The following is a 25,513-nucleotide window of genomic DNA, read 5'->3' as shown; positions in this document are numbered from 1 at the left end:
GACGTCCTCGATCGACCGCGACCGGCGCGGCAAAAAGGCGGCGCGCACGGCCGCGGGGGCGGTCACGCTAGCAGAATCACGACCGGCGGTGGAACGCCGGCGTAGGGAGTTGCAGAGGCTGTTGCGTTGACGGTCAGCCGCAGCGCGGCTTGCGGCCCGCGGCCTGTGCTTGCTGGTACGTCGGCACTAGACCGCCGGCACGCTGGCTGAGTTCCGCGAGACGCGACTGCGGGTCCGGGTGGGTCGACAGGAAGGTCGGCGGACGGCTCGACTCGAGCGCGGCCATGTTCTGCCACAGATTCACTGCCTGACGCGGATCGAAGCCCGCCTTCGCCATGATCTGCTGGCCGACCACGTCCGCCTCGCTCTCCTGCACACGCGAGTTCGGCAGCAGGAACAGCGCCTGCGCACCTGCCGCGCCGTACTGCGACACCGCGCTCTGCGCATTCGCGCCGTACTTCGCGCCGATCACCGCGCCGGCAAGGCCGACCACCGTCTGCGCCTCCATCTGCCGGGTGATGCGCTCTTCGTGGTGACGCGAGATCACGTGGCCGATCTCGTGGCCGATGACCGCTGCGAGCTGGTCCTGATTCTGCGCGACCTTGAAGATTCCGGTGTACACGCCGACCTTGCCCCCGGGCAACGCAAACGCGTTCGGATCGTCCTTCTGGAACAGCGCGACCTCCCAACCCGTCTGGTTCCACTCGGCCGGCAACTGGTTCGTCAGCGCGCCAACGACGCAACGCACGTAAGCATTCTGCTGCGCGTTCGAACTCAGCGGCGTTTCCGCCTTGGCCTGCGCGAACGCCTCGGCACCGAGCTGGTTGAGTTGCTCCTGCGACACGCCGCCCACGGTCTGCTTGCGGCCCGTCGGTGACGTCGTGGTGCTCACGCAGCCGGAAACTGCGAGGGAGATGGTCAGTGCGAGCAGAAGCGGCTTCATGGAGGCGTACCGGCTGAATGGGACTCCGGTTGTAGGCGGCGCTCGATCAACGCATCGTCAAGCGACTGCCACCAATCTGAATCGCGCCAATCGCGGCGTCCGCATGTGATCGACGCGTGAGCTGCGAAATTTCTCGCGGGCAAAAAAAGAGCCCGGCGAACCGGGCTCTGATCGATCGCATTGCGAACGCGCGCATCACACGTCGAGGTTGGCGACCTTCAATGCGTTCTCTTCGATGAACTCGCGGCGCGGTTCAACCACGTCGCCCATCAGCGTCGAGAAGATCGCATCGGCAGCAACCGCGTCTTCGATGCGGACCTGCAGCAGGCGACGCGTTTCCGGATTCACCGTGGTCTCCCACAACTGCTCCGGATTCATTTCGCCAAGGCCCTTGAAGCGCTGGATCTGGCGGCCCTTCTTCGCTTCGTCCATCAGCCACGCATACGCGTCGGCGAAACGTTCGATCGGCTGCGCGCGATTCGCACGCACGATCTGCGCACCGTCGCGCACCAGGCCGTTGAGTTGCGTTGCGGCCTCGCGCAGCGTGCGCAGCTCACCGCTTTCGAACGCGGTCATCGGCAGCACCTGGATCGAGTCCTCGCCCATGTGCATGCGATGCACGATGAGTGCCGCCGGACGCGCTTCGTTCGCCGCATTCCATTCGAGGCGATAGACCGGCTTGCCGAGGTAGCCATCATTGATGCGCGCTTCGATCACCGACAACGCGGCGGCATCGAGTTCCTGCGTCGCCGCATTGAATGGCGCGATGTCGAGCAATGCTTCGAGCACCTGCGGATCGAAGCGGTGCGAATGACGACGGATCGCATCGCGCGCATTCGCATACGCGAGAAGCAACTTCTCCAGCGCTTCGCCGACGATCGGCGGTTCGCCGTCCGCCGGAATCAGCGACGCGCCTTCGACCGCATTGCCGGCGAGATACGCATCCAGCGCGGCATCGTCCTTCATGTACATCTCGGTCTTGCCCTGCTTGATCTTGTAGAGCGGCGGCAGGCCGATGTAGACGTGCCCGCGCTCGATCAGCTCGGGCATCTGGCGATAGAAGAACGTGAGCAGCAGCGTGCGGATGTGCGAGCCGTCGACGTCCGCGTCGGTCATCAGGATGATGCGGTGGTAGCGCAGCTTGTCCGGGTTGTACTCGTCCTTGCCGATGCCGGTACCGAGCGCCGTGATCAGCGTGCCGACTTCGGCGGACGCGAGCATGCGATCGAAGCGCGCGCGCTCGACGTTGAGGATCTTGCCCTTGAGCGGAAGGATCGCCTGCGTCTTGCGGTTGCGGCCCTGCTTGGCCGAGCCGCCCGCCGAGTCGCCCTCGACGATGAAGAGCTCCGACAGCGCCGGATCCTTTTCCTGGCAGTCGGCGAGCTTGCCGGGCAGGCCGGCGATGTCGAGCGCACCCTTGCGACGGGTGAGATCGCGCGCCTTGCGGGCGGCCTCGCGGGCACGCGCGGCGTCGACGATCTTGCCGGCGATCGCACGGGCCTCATGGGGGTGTTCCTGCAGGAACTCCTCCAAACGTGCACCGAACGTGCTCTCAACGACCGGCCGAACCTCGGAACTGACCAGCTTTTCCTTGGTCTGCGACGAGAAGCTCGGGTCGGGCACCTTCACCGACAGCACGGCGATCAGACCTTCGCGCATGTCGTCACCGCTGAGCGCGACCTTCGCCTGCTTGGCGATGCCCGCCTGCTCGATGTAGTTCTGCAGCGTGCGCGTCAGCGCCGCGCGGAAACCGATCAGGTGCGTGCCGCCGTCCTTCTGCGGGATGTTGTTGGTGAAGCAGAACATCGTTTCCTGATAGGCATCGGTCCATTGGAGAGCGACGTCCACGGTGATGCCGTTCTGCTCGCCCGTCACCGAGATGACATTCGGATGCAGCGGGTTCTTGAGTTGCGCCAAGTGCTCGACGAAGGAGCGGATGCCGCCCTCGTACTCGAACACGTCGCGCTTGCCTTCGCCGCGCTCGTCGGTGAGGACGATGCGCACGCCGGAATTCAGGAAGGACAGCTCGCGAAGACGCTTGGCGAGGATGTCGTAGTGGAAATCGACGTCGGTGAAGATCTCGGCCGCTGGCAGGAAGCGCAGCAACGTGCCCTTGCGGTCGGACGCTTCGAGGCGCTCCAGCGCGTACACAGGCTCGCCCAGCGCGTATTCCTGGCGCCAGTGGTAACCATCGCGCCAGACTTCGAGCCAGAGGCGCGAACTCAGCGCGTTGACCACCGACACGCCGACGCCGTGCAGGCCGCCCGAGACCTTGTACGAGTTGTCGTCGAACTTGCCGCCGGCATGCAGCACGGTGAGGATCACCTCGGCCGCCGACACGCCTTCTTCCTTGTGGATGTCGACCGGGATACCGCGGCCGTTGTCGAACACCGAGCAGGAGCCGTCGGCATGCAGCGTGACCAGCACTTCGTTGGCATGGCCGGCGAGTGCTTCGTCGATGCCGTTGTCGACGACCTCGAACACCATGTGGTGCAGGCCGGTGCCGTCGTGCACGTCGCCGATGTACATACCAGGACGCTTGCGCACGGCCTCGAGGCCGCGCAGCACGGTGATCTTGGAGGAGTCGTAGGAATCGGACGGTGCCGCCGTGGGCATCGCGTCGTCGTGCATTTCAGACATCAGGCAGGCGCCTCGCGCGACACCGGCATCCGCGGGAGCGGGAGCATCGCGACACATTAGCTTTACGTGCGCGAAGTATAGCAGCGCGTCTCATCGGCTCGGCGGACGGCGGATGAACGGCGGACTCAATTCGTCGTGATCTTGCCGTGTTCCACGTGGAACATCCTCGGTGAGAGGCCGAGTTCGGCGACGGCGGCCGGAATGTCCGTGCCGCTGACGAAGACCTGACTGCCGCGCTCGGCGAGGCGTTGCAGCACGCGGCGCTGGTGGTGGCGGTCTAGCTCGGATGCGAGGTCGTCCAGGGCGAAAACGGGTTGCTGGCCAGTGGCTTCGGCATGGAAGTCGGCTTGAGCGAGCAATGCGGCGAGAGCGGCGAGCTTGGCTTGGCCGCGCGACAGCGCGTCGCGGCCCGGGATGGCGGAAAAGGCCGGGCGCCAGTCGGCGCGGTGCGGGCCGACGCTGGTGTGTCCGGCGATGAGGTCTCGGTCGCGGGCCAGCAGCAGGGCGTCCCCTAGCGACAGTTCGTCGCGGCGCCAGCCGGGCGCGTAGGCGAGGGTTGCGTTGCCCAGCATCGGCGCCAGCTCGTCTGCGATAGCCGCGAAACCCGGCGCCAGTGCGTCGACGTAACGCTGGCGCTGCTCGGTCAGCTCCTCGCCGGTTTCGGCGAGTTCCGCGTCCCATGCGTCGAGCTGGGCGTCACGAACTCGCTGCTTGAGCAGGATGTTCCGCTGCTTCAGCGCTCGGGCGTAGCGGCGCCAAGGTCGAAGGAAGGCGTGTTCCACGTGGAACAAACCCCAGTCCAGAAAGCGGCGGCGAACCTCACTGCTGCCATGCACCAGTTCGTGGCTGCCCGGTTCGAACGTCACTACCGCTAGCGCCGCGCACAGCTCGCCAATCTGCGCGACAGGCTGACCGTCGAGCCGACCGGTCCAGTCCCCGCCGCCGTGCCGGAGGCCGGCCCGACGCGTGCGGCTGCCGGCGGCACCCGGCTCATCCCATTCGACGAACACCTCGAGCGCCTCGGCACCGGCCTGGACCAGCCCCTCGCGAACCCGCCCTCGGAAGCTACGTCCGTACGCCATCAGGTGCAGCGCCTCGATCACGCTGGTCTTGCCCGCACCGTTGTCGCCGATCAGCAGGTTGAGGCCCGGAGCAGGCGCGAGGCTCACGTCCTCGAAACGGCGCAGCTGTCGTATGTCGAGACGGGTGACCTGCACGGGCGAGATAGACCGGAAAGGCAGAGGAGGGTAGCGAGGACCCCGGCCATGACCGGTGACTGCGCCTAACCATTGTCGTCCAGCGGACCCGAAACGACGACGCCCGGCCGAAGCCGGGCGTCCGATGTTCCACGTGGAACCACTCGTCAGAGACGCAGCGGCATGATCACGTGGCGGCAGCGCTCGTTCGAGGCCTCGCGGATCAGCGCCGACGAGTTGGCGTCACGCAGCTGCACCACAACGACCTCGTCCTTCAGCGAGCTCAGCGCGTCCAGCACGTAGCCGACATTGAAGCCGACCGCGAGGTCATCCACGCGCGTCTCAGCCTCGACCTCTTCCTGCGCTTCTTCCTGCTCGGGGTTGTGCGCCGAGATCTTGAGCTGACCGGGCGACACTTCCATGCGCACGCCGCGGTACTTCTCGTTCGACAGGATGGCCGCGCGCTGCAGGGCGGCACGCAGCACGTCGCGGTCGATGCGGATTTCCTTGTCGGCGCCGATCGGGATCACTGCTTCGTAGTCCGGAAAGCGCCCGTCGATGAGCTTGCTGGTAAACGTCACGTCGTCGCGCTTCACACGCAGGTGGCCGCGCCCCATCTCGAGTTCGAGGATGCGGTCGCCGCCTTCCAGCAGGCGCTGCAGCTCGGTCACGCCCTTGCGCGGCACGATGATCTGGCGCTTGGTCTGCGCGCCGGTGCCTTCCAGCCCGGACTCGCAGAGCGCGAGGCGGTGGCCGTCGGTGGCGACGCAGCGCAGCGAGCTTTCGCGCAGGTCGAACAACAGGCCGTTGAGGTAGTAGCGCACGTCCTGCTGGGCCATCGCGAACGCCGTGCGTTCGATCAGTTCCTTGAGCGCCGCTTCCGGCACCTGCACGCGCTCGGTGGCATCCACGTCGTCCAGTGACGGGAAGTCGGTCGACGGCAGGCTCGACAGCGTGAAGCGCGAGCGCCCCGCCTGGACTGTGATGCGCTCGCCCGACTGGCTGATGGTGATGCGGCTGCCGTCGGGCAGGGCACGCACGATCTCGAACAGCTTGCGGGCCGGGATCGTCGTCTCGCCGTCCTGGGCATCGTCGACGGCGACCCGCGAGACCATCTCGACCTCGAGGTCGGTGCCGGTCAGCGAGAGCAGGCCGCCCTGCACTTGCACCAGCAGATTGGCGAGCACGGGCAGGGTCTGGCGTCGCTCGACGACGTTGACGACCTGCGCGAGCGGCTTCAGGAACACTTCGCGTTGAAGGGAAAAGCGCATCTGGACCCCGATCCCCGTTCCGTTTCTAAGGAGTGGATTAAATCAAAAGCATGGTGGTGGTGGTGGGCGCCGAAATCCGGGAAAACCCTCTCAACCCTATGAATTACTTGGTATTTCTTGACCCCACGACCCTGTTGGAAACGCCCCTTCGGATCGTGGTCAACCTGTGGACAAACCGGCCGTCATCGCGACCGCCCCGAATTGTCCACAGCTTGCCCCCGGCGCCTACAGACGCCGTGCACACCTTACTCGCTCAGCTTGCGGATGAGCTTGTCCCAATCTTCCCGCAGCTTGCCGTCCGTCTCCATCAGGGTGCGGATCTGCCGGCAGGCGTGCAGGACGGTCGTGTGGTCGCGGCCGGCGAAGGCATCACCGATCTCCGGCAGCGAGTGCTCGGTGAGCTCCTTGGCCAGCGCCATCGCCATCTGACGCGGGCGCGCCAGCGAGCGGGTGCGACGCTTGCTCAGCAGGTCCTTCATCTGCAGGCCGTAGTAGTCGCCCACGACCTTCTGGATGTTGGGGATGCCGATCGCCTGCTGCTGGGCGCGCAGCAGGTCGCGCAGCGTCTCCTGCGCGAACTCGACGGTGATCGCGCGGCCGGTGAAGTTCGCCCGTGCCGACAGCGTGTTGAGCGCGCCCTCGAGGTCGCGAACATTGCTGCGCATCTTCTTGGCGAGCAGGAACGCCACGTCCTCCGGAATCTCGACGCCGCGCTCGCGGGCCTTGCTCAGCACGATCTGCGCGCGCGTCTCGAAATCCGGTGGCTCGATCGCCACCGACAGGCCCCAGGCCAGGCGCGACTTCAGACGCGGCTCCAGGCCTTCGACCTCGCGCGGATAGCGGTCGCAGGTGAGGATGATCTGCTGGCGGCCATCGAACAGCTGGTTGAACGTGTGGAAGAACTCTTCCTGCGTGCGGTCCTTGCCGGCGAAGAACTGGATGTCGTCGATCAGCAGTGCGTCGACCTGCTGGAACTGCCGCTTGAAGGCGTCCATGGTCTTGTCCTGCAGCGATTTCATCATCGCGCTGAAGAACTGCTCGCTGCGCAGGTACATCACCCGGAAACCCGGGTTATTGGTGCGCATGAGGTTGCCGGCCGCGAACATCAGGTGCGTCTTGCCGAGGCCGGTGCCGCCGTAGAGCAGCAGCGGGTTGTGCGCACGATCGCCGGGCTTGAGTGCGGCCTGCATCGCGGCGGCGCGGCCGAGCTGGTTGCTGCGGCCTTCGACGAAGTTCTCGAACGTGTAGTGGTTGTCGAGGTTGCCGTGGAAGGACATCGGCACCGGCGCTTGCGAGGCGGCGGTCGGATAGGCCGGCGTGGCGATCGGGGCGGTTGCGCCCCTGGGTTTGGGCAGCGCGCCGACTTCGAGGCGCACGTCGTCGGCGCCGGCGAAATAGCTCAGCAGCTCGCGGATGCGCGGCAGGTAGCGCTCGCGCACCTGGTCGACCACGAAGGCGTTCGGCGCGTAGAGCACGGCGCGATCGCCCGAGAGGTCGGCCTGCAGCGGGCGCAGCCAGGTATGGACGTCCTCGGCCGGGAGTTCGGCTTCCAGGCGTTCGAGGCAGCGCGGCCAGGCATCCATCATCGACACGTACGAAAAACCCGCGAATTGCAGCGAAAAGAGGGCGACGGACCGCCGGCGCGGATGCCTCGGGTGAGGCCGCGTCCAACGGTTCGGGGGTCGGGCAGACTACCATTTATCCACAGGGCCGGGACAGGCTTGTCCACACCGCCCGGCGGATGCGTCGTCACGCCGGCTTGACCCACGGATGCCTGCACCGCTAGACTTCCGGGTTCACTTTTGCCGTCTTACGCGAGTCGCCTCATGGCCACCAAGCGCACCTACCAGCCCAGCAACCTCAAGCGCAAGCGCGACCACGGCTTCCGTGCGCGTATGGCCACGGCCGACGGCCGCAAGATCCTCGCGCGTCGCCGCGCCAAGGGCCGCAAGCGCCTCACGGCCTGATCGGCTCCGGCCGGTCGCCTGGCGTGATGCGCCGGGCTGCGTCCGTGCCGCGATCGATCGTCGCGGACGCCTGCGTCAACGACGCACCATGAACTCCCAGCGCTTTCCCCGATCGGCGCGCGTGCGAACGCGTGCCGATTTCGATCGTGTGTTCAAGGACGGACGACGCACCGGCTTGCCCGTGCTCGCGCTGCACTGGAACCGCGACGACACGATCGCGCCGCGACTCGGCCTTGCCGTTTCGCGCAAGGTCGACCCGAACGCGGTCGGCCGCAACCGCATCAAGCGCCAGATCCGCGACGAATTCCGTCGGCTGCGGTCCACGCTCGCGCCCGGTGATTACGTCGTCGTCGCGCGACCGGGCGCCGCACAGCGCTCCGGCCTTGAATTGCGCGCCGCGTTCCTCGATCTCCTGCGTCGGGCCCGCGCGTTGCCGGCCCCGCCCCCCGCCGGCACAATGCCGCCGCCGTCCTCCGACCCTTCCGCCGGCGCGTAATCGACGCGTCCGGCACGAGCCTGCCTGCCCATGAACCAGACCCGCGCCTTCCTCCTCTTCGCCTGGCTTCTGGTGGCGTCGCTGCTCTGGATGGAATGGACGCGCGAGAAGTCCGCGCCGCCGGAGGTCGCCACGACCACCGCGACCGCCAACGGGAACCCCGCCGCAGCAGTTCCGACCGCCGCGGGCCCGGGCGCAGTCCCGACCGTCGCCGCGCCGAACGCGCAGCCCGTGGCGACGCCCGGCATCGTCACCGTGCACACCGACGTGCTCGACGTGAAGCTCGATGGCGGTCAGATGCTGCAGGCCGACCTGCCGGGTTACGCCGATCTCGATGACCCGAGCCGTCCGGTTCGCCTGTTCTCGGCTGACCCCGCGCATTACTTCGTCGCGCAGAGTGGCTGGGTCGCGACCGGCGCACCGGCGCCGACGCATCAGACCGGCTTCGTTCCTGCCGACACGACGCGCAACTACACGCTGGCGCCGGGTGCATCGACGGTCGACGTGCCCTTCGTCTGGCAGGGCGCGAACGGCGTCAGCATCCGCCGCACCTATACGTTCACCCGCGGCGGCTACACCGTTCGCGTGCGTGACGATGTGACCAATGCCGGCACGGTCGCATGGCCGGGCATGATCTACCGCCAGCTCAGCCGCACCATGCCGCCCGCGCCCAAGGGCGGCATCACCGCCGGCCGCGTGTTCGCGTTCCAGGGCGCCGCCTGGTACGGCCCGCAGGGCAAGTACGACAAGCTCGCGTTCGACAAGTACGGCAAGAACGACCCGCTCAACCAGACCGGCAAGGGCGGCTGGATTGCGTTCCTGCAGCACCACTTCTTTACCGCGTGGATCCCGCAGGGCACCGACAACGCGAAGCTCGAGACGTTGTCGGTCGAAGGCATCGGCGGCACCAATTACCTGATCCGCGAAACCGGCCCGACATTCAATGTCGCGCCCGGCCAGCACGTCAGCACGCAGGCGCGGCTGTGGGTCGGCCCGAAGAGCGTCGAGCAGATCGCGGCGCAGAACGTGCCCGGCCTGGAACGCGCCGTCGACTTCTCCAGCTACACGGTGATGGCGACGCTCGCGGGCTGGCTGTATGCGGTACTGGCGTGGTTGCACGGCTACATCGGCAACTGGGGCTGGTCGATCATCAGTCTCGTTGTGCTCATCAAGCTCGCGCTGCTCCCGCTCGCGAACACGCAGTACCGCTCGATGGCGAAGATGCGCCGCCTGCAGCCGAAGCTGCAGCAGCTCAAGGAACGCCATGGCGAGGATCGCCAGCAGTTCCAGCAGTCGATGATGGAGCTGTACCGCAAGGAGAAGGTCAATCCGGCCGGCGGTTGTCTGCCGCTGTTCGTGCAGATGCCGATCTTCCTCGCGCTGTACTGGATGCTGTCCGAATCCGTCGAGCTGCGACACGCGCCGTGGATCGGCTGGATCCACGACCTCACCGCGCGCGATCCCTACTTCGTGCTGCCGGCGCTCAACGCCGCCGTGATGCTGGTGACGCAGAAGCTCACGCCGACCGCGGGCATGGATCCGGCGCAGGCGAAGATGATGCAGTTCATGCCGCTGGTGTTCGGCGTCATGTTCGCGTTCTTCCCGTCGGGCCTGGTGCTGTACTGGGTCACCAACGGCCTGCTCACGCTCGCGCAGCAGTGGTATTTCCTGCGCAAGCACGGCGAGCCGCAGAAGAAGGCCTGACGCATCCCGGAGCCCGCCGCATGGCGGGCTTCGTCGTTCGAGGCGCACGATCCGCGCATGCATGACCGCGACACCATCGCCGCGATCGCTACCGCCGCCGGCAGTGCGGGCGTCGGCATTGTTCGGTTGTCCGGGCGCGATGCGCGCCGCATCGGCGAAGCGATCGCGCAGCGTGCGTTGACGCCGCGTCATGCGCACCACGTGCGCTTTCATTCGGGCGACGTGCTGATCGATGACGGCCTCGCGATCCTGTTCGTCGCGCCCGCGAGCTACACCGGTGAGGATGTCGTCGAACTGCAGGCGCACGGCAGCCCCGCGGTGCTCGCGCAATTGCTCGACGCCTGTCTCGCGTTGGGTTCGCGTCCGGCACGTCCCGGCGAATTCACCGAACGCGCGTTTCTAGAGGGCCGGCTCGACCTCGCGCAGGCCGAAGCCGTCGCCGATCTCATTGCTGCGGCCGACGTGCGCGCTGCACGCGCCGCACGGCGTGCACTCGACGGCGAGTTCTCGCATCGCGTCGACGCGATCGCCGCACAGTTGCTGCACGTGCGCGTGCACTGCGAAGCCGCGATCGATTTCGCCGACGAGCCGATCGACACGCTCGGTGGCGACGATCTGCGTCGGCGCCTCGATGCGATCGAACACGATCTCGATGCATTGCTCGCCGCCGCCGAACAGGGCAGCCGCCTGCGCGACGGTCTGCATGCGGTCATCGTCGGCCCACCGAATGCGGGCAAGAGTTCGCTGCTCAATGCACTGGCCGGCGTCGACCGCGCCATCGTCACCGACATCGCCGGCACCACGCGCGACGTGCTGCACGAAACCGTGCGCATCGAAGGCGTCGAGCTCACGCTGGTCGACACCGCCGGCCTGCGCGACAGCGGCGATGCGATCGAACGCGAAGGCATGCGGCGTGCGCACGCGGAACTGGAGCGCGCGGACCTTGCGATCGTGGTGGTCGATGCGCGTGACGCGATCGCCGGCGAGGCCGCAGTGCGTGATGCGATCGCAGGCGTGCCGCATGTGCTGCGCATCGCCAACAAGATCGATCTGCTCAATGGCGTCGCGCCTCACGGCTTCGTCGCCGTATCGGCGCACACCGGCGTCGGCCTCGACGACGTGCGTCGCCATCTGCATGCACTCGCGCTCGGGCCGAATGCGGAAACCACGCAAGGCGCATTCACCGCGCGCACGCGCCACGTGCATGCATTGAATGAGGCGCGCGATGAACTCGCACTCGCGCGCGAGCAACTTGCGCACGAGCATCTCGACCTCGCCGCCGAGCAGTTGCGTCGCGCACACGATGCGCTCGGTGCGATCACCGGTCGCGTGCACGCCGACGACCTGCTCGGCCACATCTTCTCGAGCTTCTGTATCGGCAAGTAGCGTTGATGGGATCGCGCCCGATCTCGTCTTCCTCCATCTCGCGATGGGCCGCCCCAACGGACATGCGCCCGACGGGAACGGCGTGCGCACTTCGGTCGCGGCGTTGCCTTCACCGTCGGGCCCAGCGCCGGGACCGCGACTGCATCACCGCCGCCGGCGTCGACCTGCACTCGGTGAAGCCGGTCGATCCCGCCGATCGATGAACCACGCGCACTCGCACGCTCGCGCACACACGCCACGGTCGACGCCTGAACACGCAGGCCGCCTCGCCGTCGCGGTTGCCGCATCGCGTCGGTCTATGACGCAGAACGGCGCCGCATGCGGGCCGGGTGCGACGGGCTTCACGATCCGCGTGTAACAGCGGCTGTCCAATGCTTGACAAAGCCCCGTACGGCAAGCGATCTAGGCGCGTGCGCGCGCCGCGCGCACCTCTGGGGAGTGAGACCGATGAATTCCGATACCCGCGTCCGGCTGATGCCGCGCGTCTCCGTCCTGCCGCGCGCCGCACTCGTGCTGGCGCTCGGTGGCCTGCTAGCCGCATGCGGCAAGAACGACACCGCGCCGACCGCGGGCACGCCGGCCGCGTCGACCGCCGCACCGGCGGCCACGCCGGCCACGGTGATTTCCGACAAGGTCAGCGCGATGACCGCCGACCAGCTGCGCGACTCCGCCAGCAAGGCGTACAACGAGAACCGTCTGTACGCGCCGGCCGGCGACAACGCGATCGAGTACTACCTCGCGCTGCGCGACAAGTCGCCGAACGATCCGGCGGTGTCGAGCGCACTCACCGACCTGCTGCCGATGGCGGTGATCGCGACCGAGCAGAGCGTCGCGCGCGACGACTTCAGCGAAGCGCAGCGCCTGACCGCGCTGCTCGAGAAGGCCGACCCGAAGCATCCGGCGCTCAACCGTCTGAAGACCTCGATCACCGAGCAGCAGCAGGTCGCGCAGCAGCGCGCCACGCAGCAGCAACTCAGCGCCGAGGACCAGGCCAAGAAGCAGGCTGACCTCGAGAAGCAGCGCCTGGAAGACCAGAAGAAGCAGCAGGAACTGGCCGCCAAGCAGCTCGCCGACAAGACCTCCGCCGACCGGGTCGCCGCCGATCGCGCCGCCGCCGATAAGGCTGCTGCCGATCGCGCAGCTGCTGACAAGGCCGCTGCCGACAAGGCCGCTGCCGATCGCGAAGCCCAGCAGCGTGCCGCCGCACAGGCCGCCGCACCGTCGCGTCCCGCCGCACCGGCCTCCTCTGGCAACAGCGAACTGCGTGCACTGTCGACGCCCGCTCCCGCGTTCCCGCCGGAAGCGTTGCGTTCGGCCCAGTCGGGCGAAGTGCAGGTCGAGTTCACCGTCGCCGCCGATGGTTCGGTCAGCGCCGCCCGTGTGGTGCGTGCGAACCCGCCGCGCATCTTCGATCGCGCCGCCGTCAACGCGGTCAAGCGCTGGCGCTTCCAGCCGGTCGATGCGCCGGTCACCACGCGCCGTACGATCACGTTCAACCCCGGCACCTGACCGGTTCGACGTGCAACGAAAAAGCCCGGCTTCGGCCGGGCTTCTTTATGCGCGCGATGAAAGCGCGCGTTGCATCAACCCGGCGAGCCCGGCGCGCGCAACATCGAGGCGATGCCGGTCTTGATCTTCGCGTGCAGGGCCACGCCCTCGCCCATGCCCGACGCCTTCCATTCCTCGTACTGCTCGTCCATCTCGGCGAGTTCCTGCGCGGTGAACAGCTCGCGCATGACCGCGAAGATGTCGCGTTCTTCTTCCTTCGCATGATGGTCGAGCAATTCGCCCATCACCTTCGCGCTGCCAGCGAATTCACGGCTGGTCGGCTCGCAGGCCTTGAGGTCGGGCAACACGCTCTGCTCGACCGCGCGATGCTCCTGCATCGCTGCCGCCCACAGCAGCTTCTGCTCGTGGCTCGCGCGCGACTTCAGCGCGGGATAGAAAACGAGTTCCTCCCACTTCGCATGCGGCACCAGCGCGGCTTCGATCTTCTGCAGAAGTTCAAGACGCGTCTTCTCGGCGCGATCGGTCGTCGCATTGACCTGGTCGAACAGCGCGCGGAGCTGGTCGTGTTCGGATTTGAGTGTGGAAAGAATGCTGCGCATGGGTCGGCCTCCGTGACAGGCGTCCAGCGTCGAACCGCTGCCGCCGCCATGGGGTGAAAGCGGCCGTTAGCCGGTCAAGCGCCGGTCACCGATGTCGACAGCGCGTCGAGCACGGCGTGGATGTCGTCGGCGAACGCTTCACCGCGTGCGATCGCCTCGACTTCGACGCCTGCACCGATCACCGGCATGCGCACGCAGGCCGCATCGACGAGTCGCGCCGACATCGTGTGCAGCACTTCGCGCAGTGCGGTGTCCGCGTGCTGCGAGCCGGACGCGGGATTCACCACCGCGACGGGCGTGTCCACGATCGACACCTGTCCGACCAGCCAGTCGAGCTGGTTCTTCATCACCGCAGTGATGCCGTGCGCGTACTCGGGGCTGACGACGATCAGCGCATCGGTGCTCGCGACTGCATTCCACAACGCGAGCACGGCCGGCGTCGGCGCGTGCTCGATGTCGGGATTGAACAGTGGCAACTCGCCACGTTGATCGAACACATCGACGATGACATCGCCCGATGCGAGTGCCACAAACGCCTGCAGCAGCGCCGCCGAAAGCGAACGCTGCCGCAGGGAACCGCAAAGACCCAGGACCCGCATCAAGCCGAGATCGCGAGGCGCTCCTGCTGATAGCGACGCACCGCGGCGTACCACAGCAGCAATGCGAGGCCGAAGCTGCACGCCAGGTAGACCGCCCACATCTGCGCGTCGACCGGTTCGCCACGCACGATCTTCAGCAGCAACTGGTTCTGCGCCAGGAACGGCACCGCGAACTGCCAGAGCTGCGTCTTGATCGGGTTCGCCATGAGCGTGATCGACGGCAGCATCGGCAACAGCATCAACCACGTCATGTGGCTCTGCGCTTCCTTCATGCTCTTCGCCGCCGCGGCGAGGAAGGTGAGCAACGACGTACCGATCAGCAGCATCGGCAGCAGCGTGAACAGCATCTTCGCGATCGCGGGGAAACTGACGTCGAGCATGCGTGCGGTGGTCGCCATCTGCGCGCTGGCCTTGAACGATAGCAGCGTGAGCAGCATCGACAGCAGGCCGAGCGAACACGCAGCGGCGATCTTGCCGGTGACGATCGCGCCGCGACGCGCAGGTGTTGCGAGCAACGGCTCGAGCGATTGCCGTTCCCGTTCGCCGGCAGTCGCGTCGAGGATCAGGTACGCACCGCCGAGGAACGAACTCAGGATCAGCAGGTACGGCAGCAGGATCGACAGCACCTGGCCCTTCTTCGCCTGTTCGCTGGCGACGTCGCGACTGCCGACGTTCACCGCGCGCGTCACCGACGGATCGACGCCACGTGCGAGCAGTCGCAGCGCACCCATCTGGTCGCGATAACCTTCAAGCGCCGCACGCACGCGCGCCATCGGGATTTCCGCGTTGCGACGCGTGCTGTCGGCGACGATCTCGACCACCGCCGGCTTGCCCTCGCGCCAATCCTTCGCGTACTCCTCGTCGATGCGCAGGCCCACGTCCTCGTCCTGCCGCGCGACCGCGCCGTCGAGATCCTTCGGCGCCTTCTTGGCCTGGATGCCCTGCGTGGCGAGGAACGCAACGAGATTCGGTGCGCGCTCCATGCCTTCGACCGGCACCACCAGCGTGCGATCGAGTTCGGTCTTCGCGCGCTTTTCGGCGATCGAGCCGGTACCGATGATGATCAGCGGATACAGCAACGGGCCGAGCAGAAGGGCGATGGCGAGCGTGCGCCGATCGCGCGAGATGTCGCGCAACTCCTTGCGCATCACCGACCAAACAGTGGAAAGAAGTCCGGTCTTCATGCGTGCAGTCCTTCGTCCGAGCCGATCGCCTTGACGAAGGCGTCCTCGAGGTTGGTTTCACCGAAGCGCTTGCGCAGCTCGTCCGGCGTGCCGCTGGCGACCACCTGCCCCTTCGCGATGATCACGATGCGATCGCAGAGCGCGGCAACCTCCTGCATGATGTGGCTGGAGAAGATCACGCAACGCCCTTCTGCTTTGAGTTGCTGCAGGAAGGCGCGCATCGCGCGCGTGGTCATGACGTCCAGGCCGTTAGTGGGCTCGTCGAGGATCACGTTCTTCGGGTCGTGCACCAGTGCACGTGCGATCGCCGTCTTGGTGCGCTGGCCCTGGCTGAAACCTTCGGTCTGTCGATCGAGGATGTCCTCCATCTGCAGCGCGCGTGCGAGCAGCTGGGTGCGCTCGGCGATCTGCGCCGACGACATGCCGTGCAGTTCGCCGAAGTAGGCAATGTTCTCGCGTGCGGTGAGGCGCTTGTAGACGCCGCGTGCGTCGGGCAATACGCCGAGCGCGCGACGCACCGTGAGCGGGTCCTTCGCCGCGTCGACGCCGTCGACCATCACTTCGCCGCTGTCCGGGCGCATCAGCGTGTACAGCATGCGCAGCGTTGTGGTCTTGCCGGCGCCGTTCGGGCCGAGCAGGCCGGTGATCTGGCCGTCGCGGGCTTCGAACTCGACGCCGTCGACCGCCTTGACCACGCCGGTCTTGGTCTTGAATGACTTGTGCAGATTGCGTGCGGTAATCATGGGGTCACGGCTCCCAGCCGTTGAAGCTGGTGAACGGCGGCACGGGCGCCACCGTCTCCAGGCATTTCGTGTCGAGCGCTTTCGCGTTCGCGGTTTCGATGAGCTTGCCGATCAGCTTCGGCATGCAGCCGGTGCCCATCTGGCCGTGGCCCTGGCCTTTCAGCACCACCGTCTTCGAGTTCGGCAACGTCTTCGCGACGCGCTCGGCGTATTCCGGCGGCGTCACCGGATCGAGCTCGCCCGACATCAGCAGCACCGGCACGTTGCCGGTCAGCGGCTTGGTGAAATCAGCCGGGCGCGTGCCGTGCGGCCAGGTGCGGCACGCAGCGAAGAACGTCTTCGCCATGTCGGTGCCGAGTGCGGTGTTCGCATCGTTCGGGTCTTCGACGTAGCGGTCCGCATCTTCCGCGCAGATCACCGACCACTGCATGCCGCGATTCATGCTGCCCGACATCGATTCGCCGCCGAGCGAGGCGAGCGCCATCAACGGGCCGTAGCGACCCTGCACCGCATCGTCGACCACCACCGGCAACAGCGCGGCGGCCTGCGGCACGTACGAGAACAATTGCGTCAGGCCGACCACCGTCTGCGCGGTGAGCTTGTCGTGCTTGGCTTCGCCGGTCGCCGGGTCGCGGTATTCGACATCGACCGGCGCGTTCGCGAGGCGCTGCTTCAGCGTCGCCAGCTGCGCGCGCAGATCCTGCGGATAGCGCTTGGCGCACACCGGATCCTTCGCGCAGGCCGCACCGCGCAGCGTGAGCGAACGCTCGAACGTGCGCGCGAATTCACCACCGGCGACGACGTCGTTCGGCAGCCACGCCGTCGAGCACCACCGCGCGCGTCTGCGCCGGATGCCGCATCGCGTACTGCTGCGCCACGCGCGTGCCGTACGACACGCCGACCAGGTCGATCGTCGAAGCGCCGATCGCCTTGCGCACGGTATCGAGATCTTCCACCGCCACCGTCGTGGTGAAGAAGCGCGGGTCGTACTTCAGCGCAGCGGCGCACTTGGCGGCGTACTCGGCGATCGCGTCGTCGTCCTCGCGATCCTTGTACTGGTCGCGCAGGTCCTTCGGGCAATCGAGCGGTGCCGACTGCCCGGTGCCGCGCTGGTCGACAAGGAACACGCTGCGGTTCTTCAGCACTTCATGCAGCGCAGCCGACACGGTCGCGGCGTATTCCGACGCCGCCTGGCCCGGGCCGCCGGCGAGGAAGAACACCGGGTCCGCGACCGGCTGGGCGTTGTCGCCGGGCCGCAGCCACGCGATTCGCAGGTCGACCTTGCGACCGTTCGGCTTGGACGGATCTTCCGGCACGGCGAGCGTGCCGCACATGCCGTCGACGGTCTGCGCGGCGAGTGCGCTCGATAGCGCGCACGGTTCGAATTCGATGCGGCCGACCAGGCGCTTGGCGGATTCGGCTTCCGGTTTCGCAGTGGGCCCGTGCGGGGCGCTGCAACCGGCGAGCGCGACGGCGAGCGCCGTCGCGAGGATGCGGGTGCGGGACATGGAATGCTTCCGGTAAGGCGGACGAAGTGCGTCGATCACGGCAACGATCGCGGGCAGCGACGCGAGCGGCCCAGCATCGGGATCCAGATCGCGGGGAACAGCGTGGTGGCGAACACCGGGCGATCACCAAGGATCGCGGCCAGCGCGCAGGCGACCGCGACGAACGCGAGGATCAACGCGGCGCGGCGGTTGTGCAGGGGATTCATGCGAGGTCTCCCGGGATGAAGATGGATTCGATCGGCTCGCGGAACAGCCGCGCGATGCGGAATGCGAGCGGCAAACTGGGGTCGTACTTGCCGGTTTCGATGGCGTTGATGGTCTGTCGCGACACGGCCAGCCGTTCCGCGAGCTCGCCCTGCGACCAGCCCTGCGTTTCGCGGAGTTCGCGCACGCGGCTCTCCATGGCTCAGGCGAACCTGCGCGCGATCACGACCTTGGCGAGGCCGTAGACCAGGCAGATCAGCGGGAACACCCAGATCATCGCCGCGCTCGACGGGATGTCGATCACCTTCGCCGACTGCAGCAGGCCCGCAGCGAAGTAGCCCAGCGATACCAGCGCCGTCGCCATGCTCACCGCTTCGACCTCGATGCGGCGCTGCAATTCGTCGGTGTCGCGGATGTAGCGAATCACCGCGCGCATCGTCAGCGCCACGAACGGAACCGGCGCCAGCGCGACCACTGCGCGCAATGCCGGATCGCTGATCGTCTTCAGCAGCCACACCGACCCCATCAGGGTGACGACGTAGCCGACCATCGGCGGCGTGAACTCGCGCACGTAGCGCTTGCGCAGCGACGGCGTGCTGGCGTCGCAGGGGTCGGGCATGCGCGAGCGCAGCAGGCCGGCGAAGCACAGCGCCGCGCCGACGCCGAACAGCAGGCCGCGGAAGAAATCCGGCACGCGGTCCGACAGCAGCAGCTCGACGGCTGTGGCCGCGGCAAGCAGCAGCACGCCGACGATGATCAGGTTGCGGGCGGAAAAACGGGTCATGGCGGCCTGTCAAACAAACTTGACAGCCACGTTAGGGCCGGGCCCGCGGGCGTGTCAAGCGTGCTTTACACGGCGGCCGACGAGCGGCAGGAGGCGCGCAAAACGATTCAGGCGTGTGTTGCAGCGAACACTTACTTCGAACTGACGTACTTCTCGCGACGAATCTGCGGCACGGGCAAACCGAATTCCTTCAACGCCTCGAAGCAGGCGTCGACCATGTTCGGGTTGCCGCACAGATACGCGATGTCGCCTTCCGCATTCGGCGCGAACTCGGCGAGGAACTGCTGCACGTAGCCGTGGCGAACGTCGTCATGCGCCTGCGGTGAATCCGCGGCCGGCATCTCGCGCGAGAAGCACGGCACGAATCGGACGTTCGACGCATGCTTCGTCGCGAACGCGCGGAACTCGTCGCCGTAAAGCAGTTCTTCCGGCGTGCGCGCGCCGAACAGCACGACGACTTCGATGCCGCGTTCGCCGATCAGGCGTTCCAGCTCCGGCAGCATCGCGCGGTACGGCGTGACGCCGGTGCCGGTGGCGATCAGCAGGTAGCGACGGTTCGCGTCGTTCGGCATCAGGCAGAAACGCCCGAATGGGCCGCTCGCATTCACCGTGCCGCCGATCTCCAGGCTTTCGAACAGTGCCGTCGCCGCGCCGCCGGGCACGTAGCTCACCGCGATGTCGACCGCTTCGCCGGGCCCGATCGCATGGTCATGGATCGTCGCCAGCGAATAGCTGCGCTTAGTCGCGGTGCCGTCGGCGTAGGTGAAGTGCACCTGGATGAACTGGCCGGGGATGAAATCCAGCGGCTGCCCGTCGCCCCGCACGAACGAGTAGTGGCCGACGCTGGGCGCGAGCATGCGGCGCGAGACGAGCTGGAGCGGAAACTGGACGATGGCCAAGGCGTTCGAATCCTGACGGGCCACGCGCATCGAACGAGGGCGCGGCCGCTGGAACACTGCAGCGCGCGGGGCGCATGCACGGGCTGCCTATACTAGCGGGATCGCCGTTCGAAGCCCTGACATGGCCGCAGCCGTCACCACTCCCGCGTTGTCCGTGCGCGATCTGCGCAAGACCTACGACAACCGCGTCGAAGCGCTGAAAAGCGTGTCGCTCGACGTCATGCCGGGCGATTTCTTCGCGCTGCTCGGGCCCAACGGCGCCGGCAAGTCGACGCTGATCGGCATCGTCAGCTCGCTGGTGAACCTCACCTCCGGCGCGGTCGACGTGTTCGGCATCGACCTCACGCGCGATCGCGCCGCGGCGATGCGGCAGATCGGGCTGGTGCCGCAGGAAATCAACTTCAACATGTTCGAAAAGCCGATCGACATCCTCGTGAACTACGCCGGTTTCTACGGCGTACCGCGTGAGGAGGCGCTCAAGCGCGCCGAGGTCGAACTGCGCCGCTCGCAGCTGTGGGAAAAGGCGAACGTCATGAGCCGCACGCTGTCGGGCGGCATGAAGCGTCGGCTGATGATCGCCCGCGCGATGATGACGCAGCCTCGTTTGCTGATCCTCGACGAGCCCACCGCGGGCGTCGACATCGAGATCCGCCGCGGCATGTGGAAGACGCTGAAGGACATCAACGCGTCCGGCACCACGATCATCCTCACCACGCACTACCTCGAGGAAGCCGAGAGCCTGTGCCGCAACGTCGCGATCATCGATCGCGGCAACATCGTCGCGCAGGGTTCGATGAAGGCGTTGCTGTCCAAGCTCGACGTCGAAGGCTTCGTGCTCGACATCGACGGCGTGCTGCCGCCGGCGCTTCCGCAGGTGGAAGGCACCGAGATGACCGCGACCGACGACCACACGCTCGACATCGACATGCCGCGCGCGATGGATCTCAACCGCGTGTTCGCCGCGCTCGACGCGCACGGCATCCGCGTGCGCTCGATGCGTACCAAGTCCAACCGCCTCGAAGAACTGTTCGTGCGACTGACCGGCGAGAACGCCGGCACCGCCGCGGTCTGACCGCTCCGAACGCCGACGCATTCACGGAACTCCGATGTCCACATCTCCCGCAATCGTCCAGACGCCGCGCGCCGGCCACCTCATCGCGCTCGGCACGATCGTGCGTCGCGAAGTGCACCGCATCCTGCGCATCTGGGGACAGACGCTGGTGCCGCCGGCGATTACGATGACGCTGTACTTCCTGATCTTCGGCGGGCTGATCGGCTCGCGCGTCGGCCAGATGGACGGCATCGGCTACATGGACTTCATCGTGCCGGGCCTGGTGATGATGTCGATCATCCAGAACAGCTACGGCAACATCTCGTCAAGCTTCTTCGGCGCGAAGTTCGGCCGCCACGTCGAGGAACTGCTGGTCAGCCCGATGCCGAACTGGGTGATCCTCACCGGTTACGTCGCAGGCGCCGTGCTGCGCGGCCTGATGGTCGGTGCGATTGTGCTGCTGATCGCGATGCTGTTCACCCACGTGCGCGTGCCGCACCCGTTCGTCACCTTCACCACCGTGCTGCTGGGCGCGACCATCTTCGCGCTCGCCGGTTTCGTGAATGCGGTGTACGCCAAGAAGTTCGACGACATCGCCATCGTGCCGACCTTCATCCTCACCCCGCTCACCTATCTCGGCGGCGTCTTCTATTCGGTGAAGCTGCTGCCGACGTGGGCCGAAGCGGCCACGCACCTGAATCCGATCTTCTACATGGTGAACGCGTTCCGTTACGGCCTGCTCGATCGCAGCGACGTGCCGCTCGCCGTCGCCTACGGCCTGATGCTGGCGTTCGTCGCCGCGCTCACCGCGCTCGCCCTGTGGCTGCTCAAGCGCGGCGTCGGCCTGCGCAGCTAGGATGACTTCCGGCCCGTGCGATGGGGATCGCACGGGTCCACAGTCCGCGCCACTAGTCCGGGGAGGGACAGGGATGGCCAAGCTCGTCGATATTTTTCTTCAGCCGTCGAAGGTGTTCGCCGAAGAGCGCGAGCGCCCGACGTTCGTGGTGCCGTACGTCGTGCTCGCGGTGCTCACCGTCGCGCTGACGCTGGCCTACTTCATGCGCGTGGACGGCAACTGGTTCGTCGACCACATGCTCGACGCCAAGCGCGCCACGATGACCGCCAAGGAAATCGCGCAGGCCCGAAAGATGATGCCGGGCGCGCACACGATGGCGATGTTCAGCGCCGTCGGCGGACCGATCGGTCTGGCGGTCGCATTCGCGCTCATCGGTCTCTACTACTGGATCGCATCGAAGGTCACCGGCGCTGCGCTCAACTACAAGCACGGCGTCAGCCTTGCCGCGTGGTCGTCGATGCCGGGCGTGCTCGGCACGCTGGTCGCGCTGGTCGGCGCGTTCACCATGTCGCCGCAGACGCCAATCGAATCGCTCATGCTCACGCACATCGATCCGCTGATGGTCGACACCACCGGTTCCCACTGGCACCGCGTCGCGCAGGGCGCCGACCTGCTGTCGCTGTGGACGCTGTTCCTCGCCGCGCTCGGCTGGCGCACGTTCACGCGTGCATCGTGGACGCAGGCGCTGCTCGTCGCCGTGCTGCCGTACCTCGTGGTCTACGGCGTGATGGCGCTGATCCCCGGCTGAGAACGCAATGAGTCCGAATACGAAGAAGGGGCTGGCCGCCGGGCTGGTCGTGGCGGTCCTAGTGCTGCCGTTCGCGCTGCGGCGCCTGCACGGCGATCACGGCACCGCCGTGCAGGTGCAGCCGCTCGCGACGCACGCGGTGCGGCCGACGATCCTCGCCTCCGGCACGCTCGCGTACGGCACCGAGGTGAACCTCACCGCGGAAGTCGTCGCGAAGGTCGAGCGCATCCTCGTTGCCGAAGGTGACGTGGTGCAGAAGGGCCAGCTGTTGATGACGCTAGACCCCAAGACCTATCGCAACGCGATCGACCGCAGCTCGGCTGGCCGCCGCGAAGGGCAGATCGATATCGAGCGCCAGCGCGCCACGCTCAAGCTGCGCGAGGCGCAGTACGCGCGCAGCCAGAAGCTCGCGGCGCAGCAGCTGATCGATCGCAACAAGCTGGAAGAAGATCGCCTTGCGGTCGACCAGGCGCGCGCGCAGCTCGCGACCAGCAGCGAAAGCCTGCGCCAGGCGCAGGCGGTGCTCGGCGACGCGTTCGACCAGCTCGCCAAGACCGAGATCCGCGCGCCCATGAGCGGCCGCATCGTCGAGTTGCCGATCAAGGTCGGCGAAACCGCGATCCCGTCGACCAACGCGCTCGCCGGCGCGAAGCTGATGAAGATCGCCGACGTCTCGGCGCTCACCGCGGAGCTCAAGGTCGACGAAGCCGACATCGGCCAGGTGTCGATCGGCCAGGCCGTCGACGTTTACCCCGCCGCGTATCCGGACACCGCGCTGCATGGCCGCGTCGAGAAGATCGCGCTCGCACCGACCATCGAAGGCCAGGCCCGCGCCTACAAGGTGACGGTGACGCTCGATCCGCCGAGCGGCCTCAACCTGCGTTCGGGCATGAGTGCGCGCGCCGACGTCTACCTCGGCGACGGCCGCCCGCAACTCGCGGTGCCGGTCGAAGCGGTGATGGATGACGGCGACGACACCGCCGCCGCCGCCGACACCGACGACGACAAGGCGCCGAAGCACGAAGCCGCGAAGGCGGTCGTCGCCAAGTCGTATCTATGGGTCGCGCGCGAAGGCCATGCACGCAAGCAATCGGTGACGACCGGCGTGGCGGACGATCGCTGGCAGGTGGTGTCGGGCCTGAAGGCCGGCGACCGCGTGATCATCGGGCCGGCCAAGACACTGCGCACGCTGCACGACGGCGATGCGGTGGTCGAGAAGAGCGCGAAGGAACTCGAAGACGCGAAGGACGGCGAGGCCGCCAAGTGATCGAGCTGGCCGGCATCGTGAAGCGCTACACGATGGGCGAGGAAACCGTGCACGCATTGCGCGGCGTCGACCTCTCGATCGGCCGCAACGAATACGTCGCGCTGACCGGGCCGTCGGGTTCGGGCAAGTCCACGCTGATGAACCTGCTCGGCTGCCTGGATTCGCCGAGCGAAGGGCATTACGTGCTCAACGGCCGCGATGTTGCCGGCATGGACGATGACGAACTCGCGCGCGTGCGCAATCGCGAAATCGGTTTCGTGTTCCAGAGCTTCCATCTGCTGCCGCGCCAGAGCGTGCTGCAGAACGTGATGCAGCCGCTGGTGTATCGCGGCATGCCGCGCGCCGAACGCGTGCGTCGCGCGACCGAAGCGCTGACGAAGGTCGGCCTCGGCAATCGGCTCGACCATCGACCGAATCAACTCTCCGGCGGCCAGCGCCAGCGTGTCGCCGTGGCGCGTGCGCTGGTCGGCGAACCATCGCTGCTGCTCGCCGACGAGCCCACCGGCAACCTCGACTCGCAGACCTCCGCCGAAATCATGGCGCTGTTCGATGCGCTGCATGCGCAGGGGCAGACGGTGGTGGTGGTGACGCACGAACCCGACATCGCCGCGCACTGCCATCGCGTGCTTCGCGTGCACGACGGGCTCATCGTCGAGGACTCGCAGCAGGAACCGCGCACCGCGGGAGCGCACTGATGCAGGCCTATCTCGAAGCGTTCCGCGCCGCGCTGAGCAGCCTGTCCGCGCATCGCATGCGCAGCTTCCTGACCACGCTCGGCATCCTGATCGGCACCGCCAGCGTGATCGCGGTTGTGTCGCTGGTTCAGGGCCTGTCGGAATCGATCAAGGGCCAGTTCGCCGACATCGGCGGCACCACGCTGAGCGTCGACGCGATCAACGACAACGACAATTTCCGCAGCGGCAAGATCAACACGCTCACCGCGCAGGACATTGACGCGCTGCGCCGCCGCGTGTCGGGCGTGGGCGAAGTCGCGCCGATCCTGGTCGTGCCCGCCGCGCAGGCGGGCTGGCACGGACGCACCAGCAACCCGCAGGTGCTCGGCACCAGCAGTGAATTCCAGCAGGTGCGCGCGCGCTATCCGCAGGTCGGGCGCTTTCTCGTTCCCGCGGACGATGCGGGGCGTCGCCACGTCGCGGTGATCGGCGCGAAGCTGCGCGAGGACCTGCACCTGCCGAAGGATCCGGTCGGCGAATACATCAAGCTCGGCGGCGACTGGTTCAAGGTCGTCGGCATGATGGAACCGAAGGGCGAGGTGTTCGGTTTCAGCCAGGACGATTACGTCGCGATTCCGTTCGACGTCGCGCGTGGCATGACGGGTAATTCCGCCGAGCCGATGATCAGCGCGTCGTTCACCGTGCAGCACATGGAAGAGCTCGACGCCGTGCGCGAACGTGCACGACGCGCGTTGCGTGCGAGCCGCGGCCTGAAGCCGGGCGTCGACGACGACTTCAAGGTGCAGGCCGCCGATTCGTTCAAGCAGCAGTTCGAGAAGATCACCGGCACCGCGACCGCCGTGCTCGGCGGCATCGTCGGTATTTCGCTACTCGTCGGCGGCATCGGCATCATGAACATCATGCTGGTGTCGGTGACCGAGCGGACGCGCGAGATCGGCATCCTGAAAGCGCTGGGTGCGACGCGGCGCGACATCCTCGTGCAGTTCCTGCTCGAGGCCGCATTGCTCGCATTGCTCGGCGGCGTGGTCGGCATCGTGCTCGGCTTCGGCGCGGGTGCCGGCATCGCCGCGCTGATTCCGAATTTCCCGCCGGCGAGCGTGCCGCTGTGGGTGGTGCTGGTTGCCGCGGGGTTCTCTGCGCTCGTCGGCGTCGTGTTCGGGCTGATGCCCGCATCGAAGGCGGCGGGTCTCGATCCGATCGAGGCGCTGCGCTACGAGTGACGTGACGGCCGGTTCAGAATGCGTCGCTACACTGCGGCGCATTC

24 protein-coding genes and 1 pseudogene are annotated in these 25,513 nt (G+C 67.0%); 11 read left to right on the top strand and 14 right to left on the bottom strand.

The genetic code is table 11. The features are described 5' to 3' along the window. Positions 1–133: 133 nt before the first annotated feature. The 5 genes from ACVWZN_RS12625 to dnaA form a co-directional block, all read right to left on the bottom strand. Entirely contained in the window at positions 134–943 is an 810-nt protein-coding gene (locus ACVWZN_RS12625; protein WP_456954119.1) for a M48 family metallopeptidase, read from the bottom strand. Positions 944–1,138: 195 nt separating this feature from the next. After that, positions 1,139–3,574, bottom strand: a complete 2,436-nt coding sequence (gene gyrB, locus ACVWZN_RS12620) for a DNA topoisomerase (ATP-hydrolyzing) subunit B (RefSeq protein ID WP_456954767.1) — start codon at positions 3,572–3,574, stop codon at positions 1,139–1,141. 134 nt (positions 3,575–3,708) lie between these two features. After that, complete coding sequence (gene recF, locus ACVWZN_RS12615) at positions 3,709–4,800, bottom strand: DNA replication/repair protein RecF (RefSeq protein ID WP_456954118.1); 1,092 nt, start codon at positions 4,798–4,800, stop codon at positions 3,709–3,711. A gap of 146 nt (positions 4,801–4,946) precedes the next feature. After that, entirely contained in the window at positions 4,947–6,050 is a 1,104-nt protein-coding gene (gene dnaN, locus ACVWZN_RS12610) for a DNA polymerase III subunit beta (RefSeq protein ID WP_456954117.1), read from the bottom strand. Between the two features lie 245 nt (positions 6,051–6,295). Then, positions 6,296–7,633 carry a chromosomal replication initiator protein DnaA gene (dnaA, locus tag ACVWZN_RS12605; RefSeq protein ID WP_456954116.1) on the bottom strand — a complete coding sequence of 446 codons (1,338 nt, stop codon included), beginning with the start codon at positions 7,631–7,633 and terminating at the stop codon, positions 6,296–6,298. Positions 7,634–7,876: 243 nt separating this feature from the next. On the opposite strand from dnaA, the gene rpmH reads away from it, so the two are divergent. From rpmH to ACVWZN_RS12580, 5 genes are all read left to right on the top strand, one after another. Further along, entirely contained in the window at positions 7,877–8,017 is a 141-nt protein-coding gene (rpmH, locus tag ACVWZN_RS12600; protein WP_027083663.1) for a 50S ribosomal protein L34, read from the top strand. 88 nt (positions 8,018–8,105) lie between these two features. Next, a complete protein-coding gene (rnpA, locus tag ACVWZN_RS12595) occupies positions 8,106–8,513 on the top strand; it encodes a ribonuclease P protein component (RefSeq protein WP_456954115.1) in 408 nt (135 codons plus the stop codon). Positions 8,514–8,543: 30 nt separating this feature from the next. Beyond that, a complete protein-coding gene (gene yidC / locus ACVWZN_RS12590; protein ID WP_456954114.1) occupies positions 8,544–10,217 on the top strand; it encodes a membrane protein insertase YidC in 1,674 nt (557 codons plus the stop codon). A gap of 57 nt (positions 10,218–10,274) precedes the next feature. Then, positions 10,275–11,603, top strand: a complete 1,329-nt coding sequence (mnmE, locus tag ACVWZN_RS12585; RefSeq protein WP_456954113.1) for a tRNA uridine-5-carboxymethylaminomethyl(34) synthesis GTPase MnmE — start codon at positions 10,275–10,277, stop codon at positions 11,601–11,603. Positions 11,604–12,050: 447 nt separating this feature from the next. Continuing rightward, positions 12,051–13,112: a TonB family protein gene (locus ACVWZN_RS12580; protein WP_456954112.1), complete on the top strand. Its 1,062-nt coding sequence runs from the start codon at positions 12,051–12,053 to the stop codon at positions 13,110–13,112. Between the two features lie 74 nt (positions 13,113–13,186). Here the strand turns inward: ACVWZN_RS12580 and ACVWZN_RS12575 are convergent, their stop codons facing one another. The 9 genes and pseudogenes from ACVWZN_RS12575 to ACVWZN_RS12535 form a co-directional block, all read right to left on the bottom strand. Continuing rightward, positions 13,187–13,711, bottom strand: coding sequence for a hemerythrin domain-containing protein (locus tag ACVWZN_RS12575; protein ID WP_456954111.1), 525 nt, complete (start codon positions 13,709–13,711; stop codon positions 13,187–13,189). Positions 13,712–13,785: 74 nt separating this feature from the next. Next, a complete protein-coding gene (locus ACVWZN_RS12570) occupies positions 13,786–14,310 on the bottom strand; it encodes an NADPH-dependent FMN reductase (protein WP_456954110.1) in 525 nt (174 codons plus the stop codon). Continuing rightward, positions 14,310–15,494 carry an ABC transporter permease gene (locus ACVWZN_RS12565; protein ID WP_456954109.1) on the bottom strand — a complete coding sequence of 395 codons (1,185 nt, stop codon included), beginning with the start codon at positions 15,492–15,494 and terminating at the stop codon, positions 14,310–14,312. Before ACVWZN_RS12565 ends, ACVWZN_RS12570 begins: the two co-directional genes overlap by 1 nt. Further along, a complete protein-coding gene (locus tag ACVWZN_RS12560; RefSeq protein ID WP_456954108.1) occupies positions 15,491–16,237 on the bottom strand; it encodes an ABC transporter ATP-binding protein in 747 nt (248 codons plus the stop codon). Before ACVWZN_RS12560 ends, ACVWZN_RS12565 begins: the two co-directional genes overlap by 4 nt. A gap of 4 nt (positions 16,238–16,241) precedes the next feature. Next, positions 16,242–17,745, bottom strand: a pseudogene (locus ACVWZN_RS12555) (alpha/beta hydrolase). A gap of 35 nt (positions 17,746–17,780) precedes the next feature. Next, positions 17,781–17,951, bottom strand: a complete 171-nt coding sequence (locus ACVWZN_RS12550; protein ID WP_456954107.1) for a hypothetical protein — start codon at positions 17,949–17,951, stop codon at positions 17,781–17,783. Then, a complete protein-coding gene (locus ACVWZN_RS12545) occupies positions 17,948–18,148 on the bottom strand; it encodes a helix-turn-helix transcriptional regulator (protein ID WP_027083673.1) in 201 nt (66 codons plus the stop codon). The genes ACVWZN_RS12550 and ACVWZN_RS12545 overlap by 4 nt, the downstream gene beginning before the upstream one ends. Before the next feature lie 3 nt (positions 18,149–18,151). Next, a complete protein-coding gene (locus ACVWZN_RS12540; protein WP_456954106.1) occupies positions 18,152–18,733 on the bottom strand; it encodes a hypothetical protein in 582 nt (193 codons plus the stop codon). 131 nt (positions 18,734–18,864) lie between these two features. Beyond that, a complete protein-coding gene (locus ACVWZN_RS12535) occupies positions 18,865–19,662 on the bottom strand; it encodes a ferredoxin--NADP reductase (RefSeq protein ID WP_456954105.1) in 798 nt (265 codons plus the stop codon). Positions 19,663–19,753: 91 nt separating this feature from the next. Here ACVWZN_RS12535 and ACVWZN_RS12530 point away from each other — a divergent pair, with 91 nt between their 5' ends. The 6 genes from ACVWZN_RS12530 to ACVWZN_RS12505 all read left to right on the top strand — a co-directional run bounded on the left by ACVWZN_RS12530 (position 19,754) and on the right by ACVWZN_RS12505 (position 25,469). Next, positions 19,754–20,704, top strand: coding sequence for an ABC transporter ATP-binding protein (locus ACVWZN_RS12530; RefSeq protein ID WP_456954104.1), 951 nt, complete (start codon positions 19,754–19,756; stop codon positions 20,702–20,704). 34 nt (positions 20,705–20,738) lie between these two features. Next, positions 20,739–21,539, top strand: a complete 801-nt coding sequence (locus ACVWZN_RS12525; protein WP_456954103.1) for an ABC transporter permease — start codon at positions 20,739–20,741, stop codon at positions 21,537–21,539. A 73-nt stretch (positions 21,540–21,612) separates the two neighbouring features. Beyond that, positions 21,613–22,287 carry a YIP1 family protein gene (locus ACVWZN_RS12520; protein ID WP_027083678.1) on the top strand — a complete coding sequence of 225 codons (675 nt, stop codon included), beginning with the start codon at positions 21,613–21,615 and terminating at the stop codon, positions 22,285–22,287. Positions 22,288–22,294: 7 nt separating this feature from the next. Then, positions 22,295–23,554 carry an efflux RND transporter periplasmic adaptor subunit gene (locus ACVWZN_RS12515; protein WP_456954102.1) on the top strand — a complete coding sequence of 420 codons (1,260 nt, stop codon included), beginning with the start codon at positions 22,295–22,297 and terminating at the stop codon, positions 23,552–23,554. Continuing rightward, positions 23,551–24,249: an ABC transporter ATP-binding protein gene (locus ACVWZN_RS12510; RefSeq protein WP_027083680.1), complete on the top strand. Its 699-nt coding sequence runs from the start codon at positions 23,551–23,553 to the stop codon at positions 24,247–24,249. Before ACVWZN_RS12515 ends, ACVWZN_RS12510 begins: the two co-directional genes overlap by 4 nt. Then, positions 24,249–25,469: an ABC transporter permease gene (locus ACVWZN_RS12505; RefSeq protein ID WP_456954101.1), complete on the top strand. Its 1,221-nt coding sequence runs from the start codon at positions 24,249–24,251 to the stop codon at positions 25,467–25,469. Before ACVWZN_RS12510 ends, ACVWZN_RS12505 begins: the two co-directional genes overlap by 1 nt. The last annotated feature ends 44 nt before the right edge of the window (positions 25,470–25,513 follow it).

It is taken from the genome of Lysobacter sp. HA35 (assembly GCF_054061195.1).
Note: the sequence above shows the minus strand (reverse complement) of the source record. Positions and strands in the feature narration are given on the sequence as shown.

What these genes read in the sequence shown, in the direction of transcription:
- ACVWZN_RS12625 (WP_456954119.1), bottom strand. Translation starts at nt 943, where the DNA reads ATGAAGCCGCTTCTGCTCGCACTGACCATCTCCCTCGCAGTTTCCGGC.
- gyrB (WP_456954767.1), bottom strand. Translation starts at nt 3,574, where the DNA reads ATGCACGACGACGCGATGCCCACGGCGGCACCGTCCGATTCCTACGAC.
- dnaN (WP_456954117.1), bottom strand. Translation starts at nt 6,050, where the DNA reads ATGCGCTTTTCCCTTCAACGCGAAGTGTTCCTGAAGCCGCTCGCGCAG.
- dnaA (WP_456954116.1), bottom strand. Translation starts at nt 7,633, where the DNA reads ATGGATGCCTGGCCGCGCTGCCTCGAACGCCTGGAAGCCGAACTCCCG.
- rpmH (WP_027083663.1), top strand. Translation starts at nt 7,877, where the DNA reads ATGGCCACCAAGCGCACCTACCAGCCCAGCAACCTCAAGCGCAAGCGC.
- rnpA (WP_456954115.1), top strand. Translation starts at nt 8,106, where the DNA reads ATGAACTCCCAGCGCTTTCCCCGATCGGCGCGCGTGCGAACGCGTGCC.
- yidC (WP_456954114.1), top strand. Translation starts at nt 8,544, where the DNA reads ATGAACCAGACCCGCGCCTTCCTCCTCTTCGCCTGGCTTCTGGTGGCG.
- mnmE (WP_456954113.1), top strand. Translation starts at nt 10,275, where the DNA reads ATGCATGACCGCGACACCATCGCCGCGATCGCTACCGCCGCCGGCAGT.
- ACVWZN_RS12580 (WP_456954112.1), top strand. Translation starts at nt 12,051, where the DNA reads ATGAATTCCGATACCCGCGTCCGGCTGATGCCGCGCGTCTCCGTCCTG.
- ACVWZN_RS12575 (WP_456954111.1), bottom strand. Translation starts at nt 13,711, where the DNA reads ATGCGCAGCATTCTTTCCACACTCAAATCCGAACACGACCAGCTCCGC.
- ACVWZN_RS12570 (WP_456954110.1), bottom strand. Translation starts at nt 14,310, where the DNA reads ATGCGGGTCCTGGGTCTTTGCGGTTCCCTGCGGCAGCGTTCGCTTTCG.
- ACVWZN_RS12565 (WP_456954109.1), bottom strand. Translation starts at nt 15,494, where the DNA reads ATGAAGACCGGACTTCTTTCCACTGTTTGGTCGGTGATGCGCAAGGAG.
- ACVWZN_RS12560 (WP_456954108.1), bottom strand. Translation starts at nt 16,237, where the DNA reads ATGATTACCGCACGCAATCTGCACAAGTCATTCAAGACCAAGACCGGC.
- ACVWZN_RS12550 (WP_456954107.1), bottom strand. Translation starts at nt 17,951, where the DNA reads ATGAATCCCCTGCACAACCGCCGCGCCGCGTTGATCCTCGCGTTCGTC.
- ACVWZN_RS12545 (WP_027083673.1), bottom strand. Translation starts at nt 18,148, where the DNA reads ATGGAGAGCCGCGTGCGCGAACTCCGCGAAACGCAGGGCTGGTCGCAG.
- ACVWZN_RS12540 (WP_456954106.1), bottom strand. Translation starts at nt 18,733, where the DNA reads ATGACCCGTTTTTCCGCCCGCAACCTGATCATCGTCGGCGTGCTGCTG.
- ACVWZN_RS12535 (WP_456954105.1), bottom strand. Translation starts at nt 19,662, where the DNA reads ATGCGCGTGGCCCGTCAGGATTCGAACGCCTTGGCCATCGTCCAGTTT.
- ACVWZN_RS12530 (WP_456954104.1), top strand. Translation starts at nt 19,754, where the DNA reads ATGGCCGCAGCCGTCACCACTCCCGCGTTGTCCGTGCGCGATCTGCGC.
- ACVWZN_RS12525 (WP_456954103.1), top strand. Translation starts at nt 20,739, where the DNA reads ATGTCCACATCTCCCGCAATCGTCCAGACGCCGCGCGCCGGCCACCTC.
- ACVWZN_RS12520 (WP_027083678.1), top strand. Translation starts at nt 21,613, where the DNA reads ATGGCCAAGCTCGTCGATATTTTTCTTCAGCCGTCGAAGGTGTTCGCC.
- ACVWZN_RS12515 (WP_456954102.1), top strand. Translation starts at nt 22,295, where the DNA reads ATGAGTCCGAATACGAAGAAGGGGCTGGCCGCCGGGCTGGTCGTGGCG.
- ACVWZN_RS12505 (WP_456954101.1), top strand. Translation starts at nt 24,249, where the DNA reads ATGCAGGCCTATCTCGAAGCGTTCCGCGCCGCGCTGAGCAGCCTGTCC.